The sequence below is a fragment of the Methylomonas lenta genome (assembly GCF_001644015.1).
Lineage (GTDB): Bacteria > Pseudomonadota > Gammaproteobacteria > Methylococcales > Methylomonadaceae > Methylomonas > Methylomonas lenta.
Map to the genome: position 1 here is coordinate 1 of NZ_LUUI01000150.1, position 18,613 is coordinate 18,613.

The following is an 18,613-nucleotide window of genomic DNA, read 5'->3' on the forward strand; positions in this document are numbered from 1 at the left end:
AAAGCCGACCGCCACTGCCCATCAGCCTACGCGAAGCGAAAGTACGCAGCGATAAACTTATCGCCTGTCCTTATTTCATTTCCCTGACCTGGCCTTGGCGGTGTTCCTGATTTTAGTGGTGCTTGATTTGCCTAAATGTTGTCTTGAAGGAACGCTGGCACTCCGGGCTTCATCGTTAAGCTCCTGTTTCTCTTTAATGTAATTGAGTACCGCACCCAGGCGCTTATTATTGACAATTTCCCCTTGGTCAACCTTCTGGATTTTATCGAAAATCCGGTAGGGCAGTTCCCGGTGTTGCCATTTTATTTTTACGCTGCCGTCGAAGTACTCAAAGACTGTCACTTTATTGCGGGCTAAGCTTCGGTTGTCGACGGAATCTTCGATTAAATAGAGGATTTTGTCATATTGCAGCGTCAAGTTTTTGGATAAGGTGCGTTCCTCTTGCCAGGAAAAAATTTCATTTAAATCTTCCTGCGGCATTAATTCGCGGTGGACGTTTTTTGGGTTAATGGCTTCTTTGCCGAATTGGTCATTAAATTTAGCGATAAATTCAGGTAAATAACGATTGCCATGCTCGGCATCGGCAATGTCCCTCAAACGCATTTCCTTAACTAATCGATCTTGCAGGGTTTGGTTGACGCGTTCGACACGGCCCTTTGCTTGCGGCGTATTCGCACAGATAATATCAATATTTAAGTCGGTCAAAGCCCGGCCAAATTGCGTCACGCCGTCACCACCCAATTCACCCGTTTTGTTGGTGCGGAAGACGCTGTGCTTATCACTATAAAATGCCACCGGCTTGCCATGTTTCCCTAAATATCGGCGGGTGGAATCAAAATAGGTGAAGGTGGACTCTGAAATGACAAATTGGCATTCCATCAGTTGTCCTGTGGCATCATCGATATACACTATCAGTGTACATTTGGGGCCGCGGCCTTCAAACCAGTCATGTGGCGAGCCATCAATCTGGATCAGTTCACCCAAACATTCCCGCCGGTTCCGGGGCTGATAGGGACGTTTTAGCCGTTGCCCCTTGGATTGCCATAATTCGGCCTCCATCATCCATTGACGCAAGGTTTCGTGGGATAAATGGAGATCATGATGTTCGCTTAATTTTTCGCCTGCTAATGTCGGGCGAAAGTCACAATAATATTCCTGGATATAGGCCAAAGCCAATGCCTTAACGGATTCAGGATAGCGATGATTGCTGGGTTTGCCACGCTTTTTGTTGATGAGGCCTTGAGCACCATGCGCTTGGTATGATTTTTTTAAGCGCCGAATTTGTCTGACGCTTAAATGACATTGTTCCGCCGCTTCACTTTCAGTCAGCCGTTTATCTGATAATTTTTGGATAACTTCGACGCGATGTAATTCTGGCTGGTTCATGGTAATAAATTCCTTCATAGCTTCCGACTCCCGGGTAAATTAACGCGTGGTTAAGCAGGGCTACCTCATTAAAAAAATCAATGGCAAAATAGAAAATTAACAACAAATGCGCCCGATGGCTTGATTAATGAAATCGGAAGAAATGGATTTTTTAGATGTCTTTGGACAATTGGACGATCCCCGTATCGATCGCAAGAAGCTGCACCCCATGCCCGAAATTTTACTGCTCACGTTATGCGCGGTCATCTGTGGCGCGGAAAGTTGGGATGACATCGAAACCTTTGGACAGGCAAAAGTGGAATTTTTACGCCGGTATCTGCCCTATGATCATGGGATCCCCAGCGATGATACGCTCCGCCGCTTTTTCAGAGCGATCGACCCTATGCAATTCCAGCGCTTGTTCATTGAATGGATTCGGGCTTGGTTGCATCCCGAAGTGGCCGACAAAGTCGTGGCGATTGACGGCAAAACACTACGCGGTAGTCGCGATGGCACACAATTGCCGATTCATTTGGTATCCGCCTTTGCTAGCGAAGCCGGCATCGTTTTGGGACAGATAAAAACCCATGAGAAGTCGAATGAAATTACGGCGATTCCCGAACTCTTGGAATGGTTGGATGTGCGCGGCGCTATCGTGACCATTGATGCGATGGGGTGTCAAAAAGCGATCGCTAAAAAGATTGTCGACAAAGGTGGTGATTATCTGTTGGCTCTCAAAGGCAATCAGAGCCGCTTGCATGATGATGTTCGCTTACATTTTGAAGAGCCTGGCCCTCAGGCATCTATCCAGATGGAACAAGCGGAAACGCTCGATAAAGGTCATGGACGCATCGAAGTTCGGCGCTGCCGCGTCAGTACAGACATAGACTGGTTAAAGGAACGGCATCCGGAATGGAGCAATCTCAGCAGTATCGTCGCAATCACCAGTGAGCGACACATCGGCGAGACAGTCACCCAAGAAACTCGGTATTTTATTAGCAGTTCTCTCATTCCGGCCGAACGGATGCTGGCTGCCGTTCGGTTGCATTGGGGTATTGAAAACCAGCTGCATTGGGTTTTGGATATGTCGTTCGGCGAAGACCAAAGCCGGATACGCAAAGGTAATGCGCCCAGCAATGTCGCTATTATCCGTCATGCCGCTTTAAACATGATCAGGGGCGCCAAAACTAAACGCATGTCTATTAAACGCATGCGTAAAGCAGCCGGATGGGACGATGCCCTATTAAGCGATGTGCTGGCTCAAGTATTTTAATGAGGGAGCCCTGCGTGATTAAGTGACTCCAGATAGGACATTTCAACTTTGCTAAAACAGGACATTACTATATTGCATTAACAGTATGACTTCGCATAAGATTCGTTATGTTAAATTGTGGAGATTTCCCGCCAGAAATTATAATAAAAACAGTTACTTAGACAGGCTCTGTTTTCACGCTTGGGTTGGCCACGGATTAGACGATGATCACTCTTGACTGTCCGCTATTCGGCGAGCAAATTGCAATTATCACTGAGTCACAACGGCCACTTTGCGACATTCACACACCTGAAAAACACGATTTTGAACGGCAGATTACTGCAGAAAAGCTGTCGATTAATAATTGCTTTTGGTTTCGCTTCTCGCACAGTTTTTTGAAGACATGCCTAGAGGAGTTGTATCCACATTTTGACGGCTATCCACTAAAAGCATTTCATTATTAGTCTTATTCGTGATCGGTCAGCTAAATTCCTATTGATCATCGAATCAAAACGGCATCTGGCACCCAAAAAATCCAGTGCCATTTAGTGATTTATTACCGCAATAGATGTTGCTGACTATTTGTAATTGCTTTAACAGTTGCTGCACGATTAGAGGCTTTCATGATGGCGATTCTTAATGCACCGGTCAAACTAGCGCTTAAGCCAAAACGCATAGCCAACGCAGGTACTAAAATCATTGATGTCAAGGCCAAGCCAGCACCTAACATCAGAGCGCCGGTATTGATTTGATCAGCTGTTGTTGCATAGTTTGAAGCCATTAACTCTTGTGCCATTTCTGTAACCTCACATATTGAACGTCTAAAGCAAACAATCAGCAAGCACATGAAATGCCATGAAAAGACTTGTTTAATTTCATTGCCTTAGCGTCTTCTATGGCAAGGTTGCTTAAAAAAATGCGGTATATAACCTTGTTAAGGCGCGTCATATAACATAGTTTATTTTTATTCTATTATTGCAAAGCCTTAAATATCCATCATATGGAAGCCAGTTTTCCAAAAAAGACTCTGCCTTTTAGTCTTGAATGAGGTTTGGTTAGGTATTAAGTTAATTTTAAGCCGCTATCAGCAGAATCTGCCGCAACCGAATCATTTTCCAAAAAGGAGTTTATATGTTCAGAATGGTGCAAATTATAGTTTTGGGATTGTTGCTTTCATCGGCTGCATTTGCGGATGATGATGACTGGGATGATTATCATGCGCATCATCACGGCCGCCATCACAGGCAGGATTATTATCCCTCTTATCGGGAAGAGATTGTTTATGTTCCCGAGCAAGTGGTTGAATATGTTCCGGTACAACCTCGTTACTATGCACCGCCCCCACCACCGGTTAATTACTACGGTTACGATCAACGCTCAACCCAAGGTTTAGTGGGTGGTGTGGTCGGAAGCGTAATGGGTTATGAAATGGGTAGAGGTGATCCTTTGGCTGCGGGCATCGGTGCTGCCGCAGGTGCCTGGATCGGGAATGACAGATATTAAATTACCTGCTGTCAGAAATCCTTGCTAGCGTAACAAGAATACAATCAGTCACTTTCAGCAATGGATCAATTAAAAGGATATTCTGCGTAGCCGCAAAGCATTCAAGATGACAGACACCGAGCTAAAACTCATTGCCGCAGCAGCAATCATGGGTGAAAGCAACATACCGAAGAATGGATAGAGCACACCCGCTGCCACCGGAATACCCAGTGCGTTATAAATAAAGGCAAAAAATAGATTCTGCCGAATATTACGCATCGTGGCTTGGCTTAACAGCCTTGAGCGGACGATGCCGCGCAGATCACCCTTGACTAGGGTAACCCCCGCGCTTTCCATGGCCACATCGGTACCCGTTCCCATAGCAATCCCCACATGCGCTTGGGCCAAAGCCGGTGCATCGTTGATGCCATCGCCCGCCATCGCCACGATAAAGCCTTCGGCCTGTAATTGTTTAACGATTTCAGCTTTCTGCTCCGGCAATATTTCCGCCTCGACCCGATCTATGCCCAGTGTCTTGGCTACGGCATAAGCTGTGGTCTCATTATCGCCAGTCAGCATGACCACTTTTATGCCGGCTGTGTGCAGGGCTTTCAGCGCATCTGCCGTTGAGGATTTAACCGGGTCGGCTACACTGATTAATCCTGCCAATTCGCTGTCTACACCCAAAAACATCACCGTTTGTCCGGCTTGACGCAATTCATCTGCTTGCTGTTGTAAAGGGCTAATATCGATGTTCTGAGTATGCATTAACTTGATGTTACCCAGTGCAATCAGACGACCCTCTATATTGCCGATAACCCCTTTCCCAGTGACCGATTCAAATTCTTCGATCGCAGATAGCGTGATGCCTTTTTGTTCAGCGCCTTCGACAATAGCTGCGGCCAAGGGATGTTCGCTGGCCCGCTCCAGACTGGCACCAAGCGTCAACACCTCTGTTTCGGAAAATTCCGCAGTCGCTATTACTGCCAGTAAACGCGGTTTGCCTTCCGTCAGCGTGCCGGTTTTATCGACCACCAGCGTATCGACTTTTTCCAGGATTTCCAGCGCTTCGGCATTTTTAATCAGCACCCCCATTTGTGCGCCTCTACCTGTGCCGACCATGATGGATACAGGCGTGGCAAGACCCAGCGCACAGGGGCAGGCAATAATCAGCACAGCGACCGCGTTGACAACGGCATGCGCCAATCGGGGTTCCGGTCCCCATTGCCACCAGACTATCAGGGTCACCATGGCAATCATCACAACTGCCGGTACAAAATAAGCCGCCACTGTGTCGGCCAGCTTCTGGATCGGTGCCCGGCTGCGTTGCGCTTCACTGACCATAGTTACGATTTGGGCCAATAGCGTATCACTGCCCACTTTCTCGGCCCGCATCAACAGACTGCCATTGCTGTTCACGGTGGCGCCTATCAGTCTGTCCCCCACGTTCTTTGCCGCCGGCATCGATTCGCCGGTCACCATGGACTCATCAACATGACTTGCGCCTTCTTGCACCATGCCGTCCACAGGAATTTTTTCACCCGGACGGACGCGCAGTACATCGCCCACTTGGACCTGTTCCAGGGCAATATCTTCTTCCCGACCATCGTCATACACACGTCGCGCTGTTTTTGGCGCTAGTTCCAGCAGCAGCTTGATGGCTAGATTGGTGCGACTACGTGCCCGCAACTCCAGCACTTGTCCTAATAAAACCAAAGTGGTAATCACTGCAGCAGCCTCAAAATAGACTGCGACCTGACCATACACATTACGCATGATCAAAGGAAATATATCCGGGAATAACAGTGCCACCATGCTGTAACCCCAGGCCACACCAATACCCAAGGCGATCAGACTGAACATATTCAAACTACGATTAATGACAGAACGCCAACCGCGCTGAAAGAAAGGCCAGCCTCCCCATAAAACCACCGGAGTAGCTAAAGCACATTCAAACCATTGCAGCCAATGGTTGACGAGATCATTAGTGATCAACCTCGGCAAAAGATCGTGTGCCATGGCTAAAACGAATACAGGTAATGATAGTGCCGCGCATATCCAAAATCGTCGGCTCATATCGACAAGTTCGGTATTGTCTTCTGCCTCCCCAGCAACAGGACGGGCTTCCAGTGACATGCCACACTTGGGACAGGAACCCGGTTCTTTAAGCACCACTTCTGGATGCATGGGACACACGTATTCGGTTTGCGATTGCCTACCTTCATGGATTATCAACTCTAAAGTCATGCCGCATTTAGGACAATTTCCCGGCTGTGCCTGACGAATTTCCGGATGCATGGGGCAGGTATAGGTGGATTCTTGGGTAGCGTTCTTCATGGTCTTATCCTGTTTGGCTAGTGAGGCGGATTACTTTTGTCAGTTCAAGCACCATAAATGGTATGAAGCCAACACCCATCCAGACTACACACTGATTAAGCGATACCGGTTCGATTTAAAATTGTTGTGAAATTTTTAGGTACCATTATTTTAGGAACTCCTTTCAACGCCCGTGTTTAAAAAATACGGTGCAATCAGGTGATGTAGCATCACCTCCATTCGTTGCTCGTCAATCCGGCTGATTTCGTCATACAGACGGCGTGCCATTGGTGTAAACACACTGACTAGGCGTGGATCGAAGTGCTTGCCGCTCTCCTGTTCCAGTGTGGCTATGGCATCCGATACAGGCCATGGCTCTTTATACGGGCGGCTGGACGTCAGCGCATCGAACACATCCACAATCGCGAATATCCTGGCATTCAAAGGAATTGCCTCGCCTGTTAAACCTTTCACGTAGCCACTGCCGTCGAATTTTTCATGATGACATTCAACAATGTCGCGCGCGCCTTTTAGCCAACTGGATTTATTGATGATGTCTACTCCCAGTGCCACATGTGACTTCATGACTTCGAATTCTGCCGGCGACAATTTGCCCGGTTTAAGCAGAATCAGATCACGGATGCCGATCTTGCCAACATCATGTAAAAAGGCGCCGGTAATTAAATCACGTAGTTTGGCTCGGGGTAATCCGATGGCTTCGCCTAAACGCAGGGCATAAAAGGTGACTCGATAGTTGTGGCTATTGGTGTCGGAGTCACGTTCGGCAATTGCACAGCCGAGTACATTCATGAGCTGGAGATTGCCCTTCAGTAAATCGGCGGACAGCCTGATCAATTCCCGATTAAGCATCAAGATAATTGGATAGATCAACAGTGCAGTGAAGGTGATGCCCAGGGCGGCAAACAGCAGTTTACGCAGCAGGCCGGTTTTGATTGAGTTCAAGGTGTCCCGATCGACCTGATAAATGCCTTCGAAATAGCCACACAAACTATTCTGAGGATCGGATAATGGCACCAGGATCACCAGCAGCCATTCGCCACGCAGTAAATGAAACTGATGCGAAAATGCACCCTGCTGCGGAAATTGATGACGAAAACGATTAATGTCGCGTTCGACAAGCTCCAGGCCGGGCCGGACAGTTTCGAGCTGAAGTTGTTTGTTGAGGTCATACAGTTCAACCACTAGAAAATGTTGGTTGACCAATTTTTCCGCTAACTTTTCAAGATGCTGCCGGGCTTTGGCATCCAGCCCTTGCAAATTATGGGCGGATTCTCCACTAAAGTTTGCCGACTCTTTCAGGGCCAGTTCGTGCACGAACTGCTGAATGCGGTTGACCTCTAGCCATAGCACAACACCGCCGATCACCAAACTCAGTAACAACCACCCCAAAAACAGCCGAGTCAAAATTAAGCGATGAATAAACCGGCGGGTCGATAAGGTGGGTATCGCAACAGCCCTAGCATTCATTGTCGTAATTCCGTAGGGAATCGTCCGAATCACTCATGGCGATACAGGTGGCGATGCTGATCGGCCAAATCCAAATTGATCTTGACCGCCTTTTCATAGGCATCGATTAGCCATTGGCAATGTCCTCTAAAATCTTCGTGAAAATCCTCCGGCATTAAGCCGAAATCTGCGGCGTATTCGCTTAGCAGAACCCTATGTTCATCGGCTTTCGCTTGCAGTTTGTCTGCCGTTGCTTGGTAATGTGCCGCCAGGGCCTCGTGGTCAGCGCGGGTTGTGGCGTTTTTTAACGCTTGGCTCATGTTCATGGGATGCGGCGGTACCGGATTGCAAGCAATCAACACGCTGGTCAGCAAACATAAGCTCAGCAGTCTTGATGTCATGATTTTCCCACTTTATTTTCTGTAGTGAGGGAGCCTTAAGCCCCCTCGCGACCCAAACTCGCTTACATCTCGCGATGCATTTTTGCCATACTCATATTAGCATCCACCCCATTTTGATAAATGGTGATCAGGTTTCGGCAATGGGCTTTTAAGTCTTGCGCCTTCTTACCATATAGATAAGAATGTGACTCATATTTGCTGAGTAGTTTCTTATGCTCATCGACCTTCAACTGCATGTCTTTCGCGGCTGCCTCATAGTGCTGCGCCAACGCTTCGTGATCAGCTTTGGTTTTTGCGTTTTCCACGGCTTGGCTCATATCCATGGGATGCGGGTTGGTTTCGGCGCATCCATACAATAGACCCAGGCTTAATAACAGGGGGATCAGGATTTTGGTTTTCATGGGGGTTTCTCCAAATTAATTCAATTGTTTAATCACATCGGTTTTTAGATTATTGGTGTGTTATCGGGTTTACTCCTTTGTAAGAATTGAAATGATAAAAAGTTAGTGAAACGGTGTGTATGCCAATACAGAGAGTTCATCAAAGATTAACTAGGCACTCTCAACTTGCGGCTTTCCTGAAATTGCAGCACCAGGCTGTATACCACCGGAAACACCAGCAGACTCAATATCAACACCGTCAACATGCCACCCATCGCAGGCGCGGCGACGCGTTGAGTGACATCCGCTCCAGTACCGCTAGCCCACATGATGGGCATCAAGCCGATGATGTTGGCCAGCGAGGTTATTGCAACCGGTCGCACCCGCAGGGCCGTGGCGGCTTCGGCTGTGGCTATGATTTCTGCAGCGCTGAGCGGTGCTTGCTTTTGTGCCCGCAGTTTATCCATCTCAATATCGATAAAACTCAACACCATGACGCCGGTTTCAGCGGCTGTGCCCGCCAGGGCGATAAAACCAACATAGACGCCAATTGAGAGATTAAATCCAAGCCAGTACACCAGCCAGATGCCACCGATCAGGCTGAAAGGGATGGTGAGCATGACGATAGCCGGCTCGGTGATATTACGGAACGAGCAATACAGCAGGATGAATATCAGCAGCAGAGTGATAGGTACCACCATTTTCAAGCGTTTTGCCGCCCGTTCCATATATTCGAACTGACCCGACCAGGCTACGGTGTAACCGGGTGGGAGTTTGACCTGTTCGGCCAGGTTTTTTTGCGCCTGGGCTACAAAGCCGCCAATATCAGCGGTTTTAATGTCTACATAAATCCAGGCATTGGGGCGGGCATCTTCGGTTTTAATCACATCAGCGCCGCGGGTAAAATTAATGTCAGCCACCAGGGTTAATGGTATCTGACTGCCGGTGGGCGTTGGAATTAGCACCCGCCGCAAGGCTTCCAGGTTGTCGCGCAGATCACGCGGATAACGTAAATTAACCGGATAACGCTCCAGCCCTTCCACAGTTTCGGTGATGTTCATGCCGCCAATCGCACTTTGAATCACATCTTGCACATCACCCGTGGTCAGTCCGTAACGGGCCGCCGCTTCCCGGCTAATATCAAAATCCAGAAAATAGCCGCCGACCGCCCGATCTCCGTAGGCCGACAAAGTATCTGGTAATGTCTTCATCGCACGTTCAATCTCAAGCGATAGCTTTTGCAGAACATTCAAGTCTGGCCCTGACACCTTGATGCCGACCGGGGTTTTAATACCGGTCGACAGCATGTCGATACGGGTTTTGATCGGCATGGTCCAGGCGTTGGCTAAACCCGGAAAATGTATGGCTTTGTCCATTTCGGCCATCAGCGCTCGGGTGGTTTTGCTCGGGTCGGGCCATTGCTGTTGCGGCTTGAGCTTGACGGTGGTTTCCACCATCATCAGCGGCGCCGAGTCGGTGGCGGTCTCAGCCCGGCCGATCTTGCCGAATACATGCTCCACTTCGGGAAAGGTTTTTAAAATCTTGTCGGTCTGCTGCAACACTTCCCTGGCTTTGGTGATGGAAATGCCGGGAAAAGTAGACGGCATGTACAAAATATCACCTTCATCCAAAGGCGGCATGAATTCACTGCCGATTTTGGAAATCGGATAAATTGTTGACGCCATCAATAGTGCCGCCAGGATGACTGTCACCAGCCGCCAACGCATCGCCGACTTTAATACCGGCGCGTGTATAAAATGCAAAAAGCGGTTGATCGGGTTCTTTTGCTCGGGAATGATTTTGCCGCGCACAAAATATCCGACTAATACGGGCACCAGGGTGACGGTCAAGATCGCCGCTGCCGCCATGGCGTAGGTTTTGGTAAAGGCCAGCGGACTGAACAGACGGCCTTCCTGAGCCTGCATGGTGATAATCGGCAGGAAGGAGACGGTAATCACCAACAGTGAGAAAAATAAGCCGCTACCCACTTCCCGACAGGAGGCACCGATGACTTGCCAGCGTTCTTTTTCGGTGAGTTCGGCCTGTTTCTTTGCAACAGCGGCGGCCAGATGCTTGTGGGCATTCTCCACCATCACTACCGCGCCATCGACCATGTCGCCAATCGCCAGCGCAATGCCGCCCAGTGACATGATATTGGCATTCAGGCCTTGCCATTTCATGATGATAAACGCCATCAGTATGCCCAGCGGCAAGGTGATGATAATTACCAGCGAGGAACGTATATGCAGTAAAAACAAAGCTACCAGACTGCAGACTATGATCAGTTCCTCAATTAGGGCCTCGTTCAGAGTGTCCACGGCCCGTTCGATTAAGCTGCCGCGATCATACACGGTGACGATGTCCACCCCTTCCGGCAAGCCCTTTTTGAGTTGCTCGAGTTTCTCGCGCACGGCCTCGATGGTGGCTAGGGCATTTTCACCAAAGCGCATGATCACCACCCCGCCCGCGACTTCACCTTCGCCGTTCAACTCGGTGACGCCGCGGCGTAATTCAGGGCCGATTTGGATATGGGCGACATCCTGCAAACGGATCGGTGTGCCATTGGCATCGACACCCACCGGAATGGTATTCAGGTCGGCAATGGATTTGATGTATCCCAAGCCTCTGACCATGTATTCGGTCTCCGCCATTTCAAATAAACGGCCGCCGACGTCGTTATTGGAGCGCTTGATCGCAGTGATGACCGTGGATAATGGAATCTGGTAGGCCTGCAGTACATTCGGATCGACTTCCACCTGGTATTGTTTGACATAGCCACCGACGGAGGCGACTTCAGACACCCCAGGCACCGTCTGTAAGGGATAGCGTAAATACCAATCCTGAATGGAACGCAGTTGGGCCAGGTCGTGTTTGCCGGTTTTGTCCACCAGGGCGTATTCGTAAATCCAGCCCACCCCTGTGGCGTCCGGGCCTAAAGTGGGTGTGACGCCTTGCGGTAAACGGCCTTTGACGTAATTGAGATATTCCAGTACCCGCGAACGGGCCCAGTACATATCGGTGCCGTCCTCAAAAATGATGTAGACAAACGACAAGCCGAAGAAGGAATAGCCGCGCACCACTTTGGCATGCGGCACGGCCAGCATGGCGGTGGTTAAAGGATAGGTGATCTGATCTTCAATCACTTGGGGTGACTGGTCGGCATATTCGGTGAAGACGATCACCTGCACATCCGACAAATCCGGTATCGCATCCAGCGGCATGTTTTTAAATGACCACAGGCCGGCCAAGGCCAGGATAGCCGCAGCCAATAACACCATAAAGCGGTCTTTTAACGAACTGTTGATCAGCCAATCAGTCATGTTGATGATCTCCATGATCATTGACGGACGGCTCACTATTCGGTGTTGACACGGCTTCAGGTTCGCGCATCTTGGCGGTGGCTTCATGCAATCTCGATTCGGAATCGATTAAAAATTGCGCGGATGTGACCACTTCTTCACCGGCATTCAGCCCCTCGACGATGGCAATATCGCTACCGGATGCCAGACCGGTGGTGACCAGTCGCGGCTCAAATTTGCCTGCGCCTCGCACCACGAACACCTGAGTCTGGGCTCCGGAACGAATCACCGCTTCAGCAGGGATTACCACTGCATCCAGTTGTTTGCCGGCATGAATGGTGATTTCGGCGAACATGTCCGGTTTTAATAGCAGTCCGGTATTATCAAAGGTCAGCCGTACTTTAATAGTGCGGGTTTTGGCTTCGGCGTAGGGATAAATGAAGGCCAACTTACCTTTGAAGGTACGTCCCGGTACCCCTGCCAGACGCATTTCCACCGGATCACCTTCTTTAACCCAGGGCAGCTCGTATTCATAAATATCGGCATAGGCCCACACCTTGGATAAGTCCGCGATCATGTACAGTTCGGTTTCCGGAGTGACGTATTGCCCCTCACGGGCGCCGATATTGATGACAATACCGCTGGCCGGGGTATGGATGTGCAGACTTTTTTTGATGTGATGGGTTTCAGTCAGGTCATGCAATTGGTGCGTGGGCACATCTAATAACTTTAAACGCTCGCGTGAACTCTTCACCAGGTCTTCCGCGCCGCGACGAATGTCTTCGATGGGGCTTTTTTCCAACACTTTCAGGTTATTCAGGGCCAGCACGTATTCCTGCTGACTGGCCACCAATTGCGGCGAATAAATGCTCAATAAGTCTTCATTTTGTTTTACCCATTGGCCGGTTTTATCCACCCTGAGTGTTTCAATCCAGCCCTCGGTTTTGGGGTGCAGACGCACGATACGTTCTTCGTCATAAGCGATGCGCCCTACTGCCCGAACCACATGTGAAAGCAGAGTTTGTTTGGCAATCGCTGTACGGACGCCCATATTTTGTTCCGTCACGGCATCGATTTTTACCGTGCCAAGCGGATCGCCGGAGGCGGCGTTAGCGTCGGCATACACCGGCACATAATCCATACCCATATTGTCTTTGGCGGGTACCGGGGAGGTCACGCTAGGGTTCATCGGGTTGCGATAAAACAGAATTTTGCGTTCGACCGTTTTATCAGTGGATCCGTCAATGTCATCGTTGGTGTAAACGGCTACATAATCCATGCCCATGGCATCTTTGGCGGGTACGGGCGAGGTAGCCGATGGATTCATGGGGTTGCGATAATACAGCGGTTGTTTGGTGGCTGTTTTGGTAATAGTTTCAGACTGTGGCTTGTCTGCCAACCAGTAACCGCCAATCAGGCCAATTGTCAGCATAGCGGCTGCGGTCAATAGCAGTTGCTTATTCATAAATAGCATCCTCGCCTACATCCGCGCTTAGTTGCGCTAGCGCTTGCTGCGCTTCGGTAAAGGCTTTCCAGTATTGGGTTTCGTATTCGAATAGCGTGATCTGGCTGCGCACCAGGTTCAGAAAATCGACTTTGTTGACCTGATAACCGGCCAGCATGGAGGCCACGGTTTGCCTCGCTTGGGGAATGATGCCGGTATCGAACAGCACAAACTGTTGTTGGGCGCGCTGATAATCGCTATGCGTTTGGCTGATTTGTGCCCGCACATTATTCCATTTGTCCTGCAAGGTATAGCGCTGTTGCAGCAGTTCGCTAGTACGCTGATCGATGGCTTTTTCCTGTTTGCTGCCGGCGAAGATCGGTACGTTCATGCTTACTCCCAGGCTCAATAAGTCCGAGCGGCGAGTGCCGTCGGGCATGTTTGACCGCGCACCATAAGCAGCTTCGATATTGAAATCGGGCAAGAGGTCTTTATGGGCGAAATCCAGCCTGGTCTGGGCGGCATTAAGGGCTTGTCGTTCGCTGGCCAACAACGGTCTGGCGGTTTCTGCTTGTTGATACAGCTGATTTTCCGTTTTGATCTCCGGCAACTGCAAAGGCAAGGTGGCGGAAACTTGCACGGGATGATTGGCCGGCTGATCCAGTAAGGCATTCAATCTGGCTACCGTGCTGCGGCGTAAGCCGGTTAATCCAATCTTTTGATCCAGCAATTTGGATAATTCCAGCTGAGCCAGCAATACATCCTGCTGTAAACCCTCACCCACTTCATATTTAGTGCGGGCGATATCGACAAACTGGTGTAACAAGCTGTGATTGCTAGCGACAATCTCCAGCGCCCTATCTAGATAAAACACTTGCCACCACAACGTTTTGACGTCGCTTATTAGTCGCAGACGTACTTCATCAGCATTTAGATTGGCCGCTTCGGCTTCATAGTTGGCCGCCTGTTCCTTGAGTGCCAACTTGCCGGGGAACGGAATGGCTTGAGACAGGCCGAAACTCATTTGCGTCATATCGACTTGCCGGGTATTAAAGTTATCCACCGGCAGACTCATGGCGTTAAAACTGATTTGCGGATCAGGCAGGCTGCCTTCTTGCGAGGGAATGGCCGCCATGGCTTGAGCACGGGCCAGCATTTGCGCCAGATCAGGATTATCCTGTGTGACTTTTTGCGTGGCCGCCTCCAGGGTTAACAGCGACTGTTCATTGGCAACGGCAAAGCCACAAGCCAGCACCAGTGCAGCGACCGACAGATAACGGGTTAATTGCAATACGGATGACATGATTGTTCTCGAAACGTTGTTGTCACATGGTAACCAGTTGGGGCATAGACACGGCAAAAATCACCGAGCCGACGAGAATTGAGTTACCTGGAATAGTCGAGCGGTGTCTTTAGGGAAAGACACTATCGACCTAAAACGCTTAGAAGGGAGAGATGGGTGGCCTGATAGCCGGAGGCGCAATCAGGGAGAGTGGCTCCAGTTTTTCTGAAAGACTATAAAAACTTGGGCTATGAGTTGAAATGAATTGAAAAGTCGAGATCACTGCGCAGTCGGCGCAAACATGAAAGCCACAGCCAGATGACTGTAGTTTATCGGGATGTGACGAATGCGGTTGGCAATGATCGGCAGCTTGCTGCTCTGATTGAGTGTTTTGATTTGCATGGTCCACCGTCATAGAAACAGGCAACGCCGCAATTTGACTGGCAACATCCGTGTAATGCGCATAGGTCACCGCCATAGGCATGAGAGCCATAATGAGCGTTAACATCAATACTATGCGATTGCTGAACATGTGATTCAGTTTAACCAGATAAAAGTCTAAAACTTAAGTGTAGGGATCTTCATTACTTATTTATCGTAGCCCTATTGCTCCAAAAATACAATGCAATTAACCTGGTTTCATGTACCGAACCACAAGCGATCCAGGCGTCGGATTTGTTAGTCAAGCTGTTACCTGGCTCATGTTCTTAAAATTCGCTAAACAGCATTGACCCGACGGGTTTCTGATGTCACACGCACATTCGTTCGCTTTGGTGCGTTGCTTGATGAAATTTATGATCGGTTCTTCCCTGTGATCGTTGAGCGCTGATAAATACCGCTCGGCATCAATATCAAAACAGTAACAAAGTGCGTTATTTTGAATCGCTGGATAGCTTCGTAAATGCTGTTTTGGAATAGTGTTATCCGCACTGGAAAAGTACCCAACCGAGCATAGTTTGGCCGGGCAAAAATAATAGCTATCAGTGATAAGCGACTGGTTCTCTGGAAACCTAACCTGATGGTAAAGCGTAGGCATACCGACACTTTTACAAGTCGAACCACATTCAGGACAAATCTGTTTGGGTTTGGTGGATGTATTTGAGCAGCAGCAATCAGACATAGACCAACCCTCAGCTTTATCGAGAAACCGGTGGAGCGAGGGAACCCGGATATCCCGCATTCGTGGTGGCTTTGATCAATGCTGTACTATCGGTTTTTAGGCCATCGAACGTGACCACCGCAGTTTTGGCATCGTAATCGACAGTCACTTCTTTTACGCCTTTGACCTTCTGCAAGGCTTTTTTGATGGTGACTGTACATAGGGTACAGGTCATGTTTTCTATATTCAGCGTCACCGTTTGCTGTTGGTTTGGCTGTGCAACAGTTGTTTCAGCACAGGCTGCCGGCATCCATAGAGCGCTTGATGACAAGCTCAAAATTAACAAACTGGTTTTAATGGTCATATCGGACTCCGATCAAGCCATGAAAAAAGGTGCTACCCAGGGAAAGGCCAGCAGTAGCAGAATGAATACGGAACCCAACCAAAAAATTAGGCGTTGTCGGTTTTGGATGTCGGATGTGGCACAGATATCACCTTCCTCGCAACGGTAAGGCGTTAGATAGAGTTTTCGATACCCGAGTCCTATAAAAAGCAGGGTTAAGATGATGAAAAATGGTCGGATCGGTTCCAGTGTCGTCAACGTGCTTATCCATGCGCCGCCAATACCCAACGACAACAGCAAAAATGGCCCGACACAGCATGCCGAAGCCCCTATAGCAGCCAATAGGGCTCCGATACCTAACCATGACGGGGTGTTAGCGGGGGTTTCAGGGTCTGTATTCATAGTAATCTCCTAATCCAAACCATGCTCAATATTGGCAAGGAGTCTAAACCCTGTTGCTTAGAACAGAGTCAAGTCCGAGATAAAAAATTAGGGCTGGGTTGATGTGTCTTCGCTAAAGGCATCGAGAATAGCGCAATGAGCGGATGACGCTGTCTGCTGGCAGTCGTTGACCATAACTCCCAATATCTGCCGAAGAGCCGTTAAGTCCCTGATTTGTTGATCGATCTGCTGGCATTTCTGCTCAGCGAGTTGCCGTACATCGGCACAGTGCGCCCCGTCAAGCGATAGTAAGGTGGCAATTTCTTTCAAGGTAAACCCAGCTTGTTGCGCACGTTTGATAAAACGGATTCGGCTAACCGCATCAGCTGAATAACAGCGATAACCGCTATCAGGTTTGTCAGGTTCCATCAATAAACCGATGCGTTGATAGTGGCGAATGGTTTCTACAGTGACACCGGTTTGTTTGGCAAGTTTGCCTATGGTTAAAGCCGGCATTTTATTGAGCCTTAAATCAAAGGAGTTTTATTGTCATGCATTTTCCAATTACTAGACATTAGGCGTCCAGATTTTTCACTTTTTGTGTCTCTCGTTTTTTACTAACTTGTCAATTTTTTTTAATGGTTTCATACGACATCTCCAGGTAGATATGCGTCATTACATTAAACCCAAAATCCGATAAGAACCCTTGGTATTCAGTACAACGGTCACTGGCGAGCTGGATTTGTTTTCCCAAAACCAGCCGTGAGAGCCTTCGAATGGTGCTGATAAAGAGCCGCTCGACTGATTGTCGGTACTTTCTTTGTAGCTTTTAAAATAACCGGTCTTATCGCCTTGCGGTTCGCCATGAAAATCAAAATAAAGTCTTGCTCCGTCGGTAGCCCATGAATATTCCAGGGCAGCGCCTTTTATCAGATGGAATTTGTATTCCAGCCCCTCGCCGGCGGGCACCACGATTTTGACAGTATCCTGCCACTGGGTCGTGGGTGGTTGTTGACCATTTTGCGCCAAGTTTTCAGCGGTGTTCTGTGCCGGACAGGCAATCGTCAGCGACTGACTCGTGGCTGTTGTTTGCGTGGATAACGCGGTTAAGCCTGTCATGCGTCCGAAGCCGGTCGGGTCAATGCCGTATTCAGCCGGCAGGATGGCGGTAATGAGAATAAGACCAGCCAGCAGCGTTGCAAAAATGGACGCGATAGTTAGGGATTTTAACGATTGAACGGGAGGCTTGGTGTCATTCATGGTGTTATCCGTTGATGATGTAGCCGGTCATTTGGTAACCGAACAGAATCAGTCCTCCGGTCATTAAAAGGGTGTTGGTAGCGGTGGAAAAGGAATAGTAACTACGGTGTCGACGCCAAAAATCGAGAGTGATCAAGATAAACAACAGAGCCACAAATTGGCCTATCTCCACGCCGACATTAAAGGCCAATAAATTTTTCCATAGCTCTGCTTGAGGCAAGGAGAAATCCTGCAATTTGGTCGCCAAGCCAAAACCATGAAACAAGCCAAAAATCATCACTGCCCATTTGGTATTGGGTTGAAAGCCCAGCAAGCGCTGAAAACCGCCCAGGTTATCAAAGCCTTTGTAGACAATGGACAGTCCGATAATCGCATCGATCAGAAACGGATTGACTGCGATATTGCTTAACACGCCGAATAACAGCGTCAAGCTATGTCCCAAGGTAAACAGGCTGACATACACCAACACGTCTTTGGTGCGGAATAAAAAGAAAATTACACCGACTAAAAACAGCAGATGATCATAACCGGTGACCATGTGTTTGGCGCCGATATACAAAAACGGTCCGATGGCTATGCCCTGGTTTACCTGTAAAAAACGTTCGGTATTGGCATCAACGCCATGAGCCAGGACACTGGAATTGAGAAAGCATAAGAACAACGGTAAGCCTATAAGCCAGGCTAGACGGGATCTTGGTGGTGTCATATTTAAAATATTCAGTGGGAGAAAAGTAGCACTTTATTGCCTATGGTAAACGACACGCTGGATTACCTCAATTCGTTGCAATGGATGTCGAGCTTGGTGATGGGATTTGTGTGGCAAATCCCCGCCTATTAATTTG

Annotated in this window: 17 protein-coding genes; 2 read left to right on the forward strand and 15 right to left on the reverse strand. The window is 48.9% G+C overall.

Annotated elements, in window-relative coordinates; genetic code table 11:
- Window positions 1-75 precede the first annotated feature (75 nt).
- The gene (locus A1359_RS18240; RefSeq protein ID WP_066986655.1) at window positions 76-1,404 is read right to left on the reverse strand and encodes an ISNCY family transposase; all 1,329 of its coding nucleotides are present in this window, start codon (window positions 1,402-1,404) and stop codon (window positions 76-78) included.
- Window positions 1,405-1,513: 109 nt separating this feature from the next.
- Between A1359_RS18240 and A1359_RS18245 the strand changes: the two genes are divergently transcribed.
- Entirely contained in the window at window positions 1,514-2,638 is a 1,125-nt protein-coding gene (locus tag A1359_RS18245; protein ID WP_066986658.1) for an ISAs1 family transposase, read from the forward strand.
- 535 nt (window positions 2,639-3,173) lie between these two features.
- On the opposite strand, the gene A1359_RS18255 is transcribed toward A1359_RS18245, so the two are convergent.
- Window positions 3,174-3,413: a hypothetical protein gene (locus A1359_RS18255; RefSeq protein WP_083960717.1), complete on the reverse strand. Its 240-nt coding sequence runs from the start codon at window positions 3,411-3,413 to the stop codon at window positions 3,174-3,176.
- A gap of 335 nt (window positions 3,414-3,748) precedes the next feature.
- Between A1359_RS18255 and A1359_RS18260 the strand changes: the two genes are divergently transcribed.
- Window positions 3,749-4,120: a glycine zipper 2TM domain-containing protein gene (locus A1359_RS18260; RefSeq protein ID WP_066986665.1), complete on the forward strand. Its 372-nt coding sequence runs from the start codon at window positions 3,749-3,751 to the stop codon at window positions 4,118-4,120.
- Between the two features lie 69 nt (window positions 4,121-4,189).
- Here the strand turns inward: A1359_RS18260 and A1359_RS18265 are convergent, their stop codons facing one another.
- The 13 genes from A1359_RS18265 to A1359_RS18325 all read right to left on the reverse strand — a co-directional run bounded on the left by A1359_RS18265 (window position 4,190) and on the right by A1359_RS18325 (window position 18,477).
- A complete protein-coding gene (locus tag A1359_RS18265; protein WP_066986667.1) occupies window positions 4,190-6,436 on the reverse strand; it encodes a copper-transporting P-type ATPase in 2,247 nt (748 codons plus the stop codon).
- A 150-nt stretch (window positions 6,437-6,586) separates the two neighbouring features.
- Complete coding sequence (locus A1359_RS18270; protein ID WP_066986670.1) at window positions 6,587-7,903, reverse strand: HD-GYP domain-containing protein; 1,317 nt, start codon at window positions 7,901-7,903, stop codon at window positions 6,587-6,589.
- Between the two features lie 29 nt (window positions 7,904-7,932).
- Complete coding sequence (locus A1359_RS18275; RefSeq protein ID WP_066986672.1) at window positions 7,933-8,283, reverse strand: hypothetical protein; 351 nt, start codon at window positions 8,281-8,283, stop codon at window positions 7,933-7,935.
- 62 nt (window positions 8,284-8,345) lie between these two features.
- The gene (locus tag A1359_RS18280; protein WP_066986675.1) at window positions 8,346-8,684 is read right to left on the reverse strand and encodes a hypothetical protein; all 339 of its coding nucleotides are present in this window, start codon (window positions 8,682-8,684) and stop codon (window positions 8,346-8,348) included.
- 146 nt (window positions 8,685-8,830) lie between these two features.
- On the reverse strand, window positions 8,831-11,983 hold the full coding sequence (locus A1359_RS18285) for an efflux RND transporter permease subunit (protein WP_066986875.1): 3,153 nt from the start codon (window positions 11,981-11,983) through the stop codon (window positions 8,831-8,833).
- Complete coding sequence (locus tag A1359_RS18290; RefSeq protein ID WP_198159403.1) at window positions 11,976-13,427, reverse strand: efflux RND transporter periplasmic adaptor subunit; 1,452 nt, start codon at window positions 13,425-13,427, stop codon at window positions 11,976-11,978. The genes A1359_RS18285 and A1359_RS18290 overlap by 8 nt, the downstream gene beginning before the upstream one ends.
- Window positions 13,420-14,709, reverse strand: coding sequence for a TolC family protein (locus A1359_RS18295; RefSeq protein ID WP_066986679.1), 1,290 nt, complete (start codon window positions 14,707-14,709; stop codon window positions 13,420-13,422). Before A1359_RS18295 ends, A1359_RS18290 begins: the two co-directional genes overlap by 8 nt.
- A gap of 139 nt (window positions 14,710-14,848) precedes the next feature.
- Window positions 14,849-15,220, reverse strand: a complete 372-nt coding sequence (locus A1359_RS18300) for a hypothetical protein (RefSeq protein WP_066986682.1) — start codon at window positions 15,218-15,220, stop codon at window positions 14,849-14,851.
- Window positions 15,221-15,370: 150 nt separating this feature from the next.
- Window positions 15,371-15,868 carry a putative iron-sulfur cluster-binding metallochaperone gene (locus A1359_RS23725; protein WP_198159404.1) on the reverse strand — a complete coding sequence of 166 codons (498 nt, stop codon included), beginning with the start codon at window positions 15,866-15,868 and terminating at the stop codon, window positions 15,371-15,373.
- Window positions 15,825-16,532, reverse strand: coding sequence for a MerT/CopZ fusion-like heavy metal transport selenoprotein (locus tag A1359_RS23730; protein WP_331725255.1), 708 nt, complete (start codon window positions 16,530-16,532; stop codon window positions 15,825-15,827). The genes A1359_RS23725 and A1359_RS23730 overlap by 44 nt, the downstream gene beginning before the upstream one ends.
- 87 nt (window positions 16,533-16,619) lie before the next feature.
- A complete protein-coding gene (locus tag A1359_RS18315; protein WP_066986690.1) occupies window positions 16,620-17,027 on the reverse strand; it encodes a MerR family transcriptional regulator in 408 nt (135 codons plus the stop codon).
- Window positions 17,028-17,186: 159 nt separating this feature from the next.
- Window positions 17,187-17,771 (reverse strand): fimbrial protein, encoded by a 585-nt coding sequence (locus A1359_RS18320; protein ID WP_066986693.1) that lies wholly within the window; start codon window positions 17,769-17,771, stop codon window positions 17,187-17,189.
- A gap of 4 nt (window positions 17,772-17,775) precedes the next feature.
- A complete protein-coding gene (locus A1359_RS18325; protein ID WP_066986696.1) occupies window positions 17,776-18,477 on the reverse strand; it encodes a HupE/UreJ family protein in 702 nt (233 codons plus the stop codon).
- Between the last annotated feature and the right edge of the window lie 136 nt (window positions 18,478-18,613).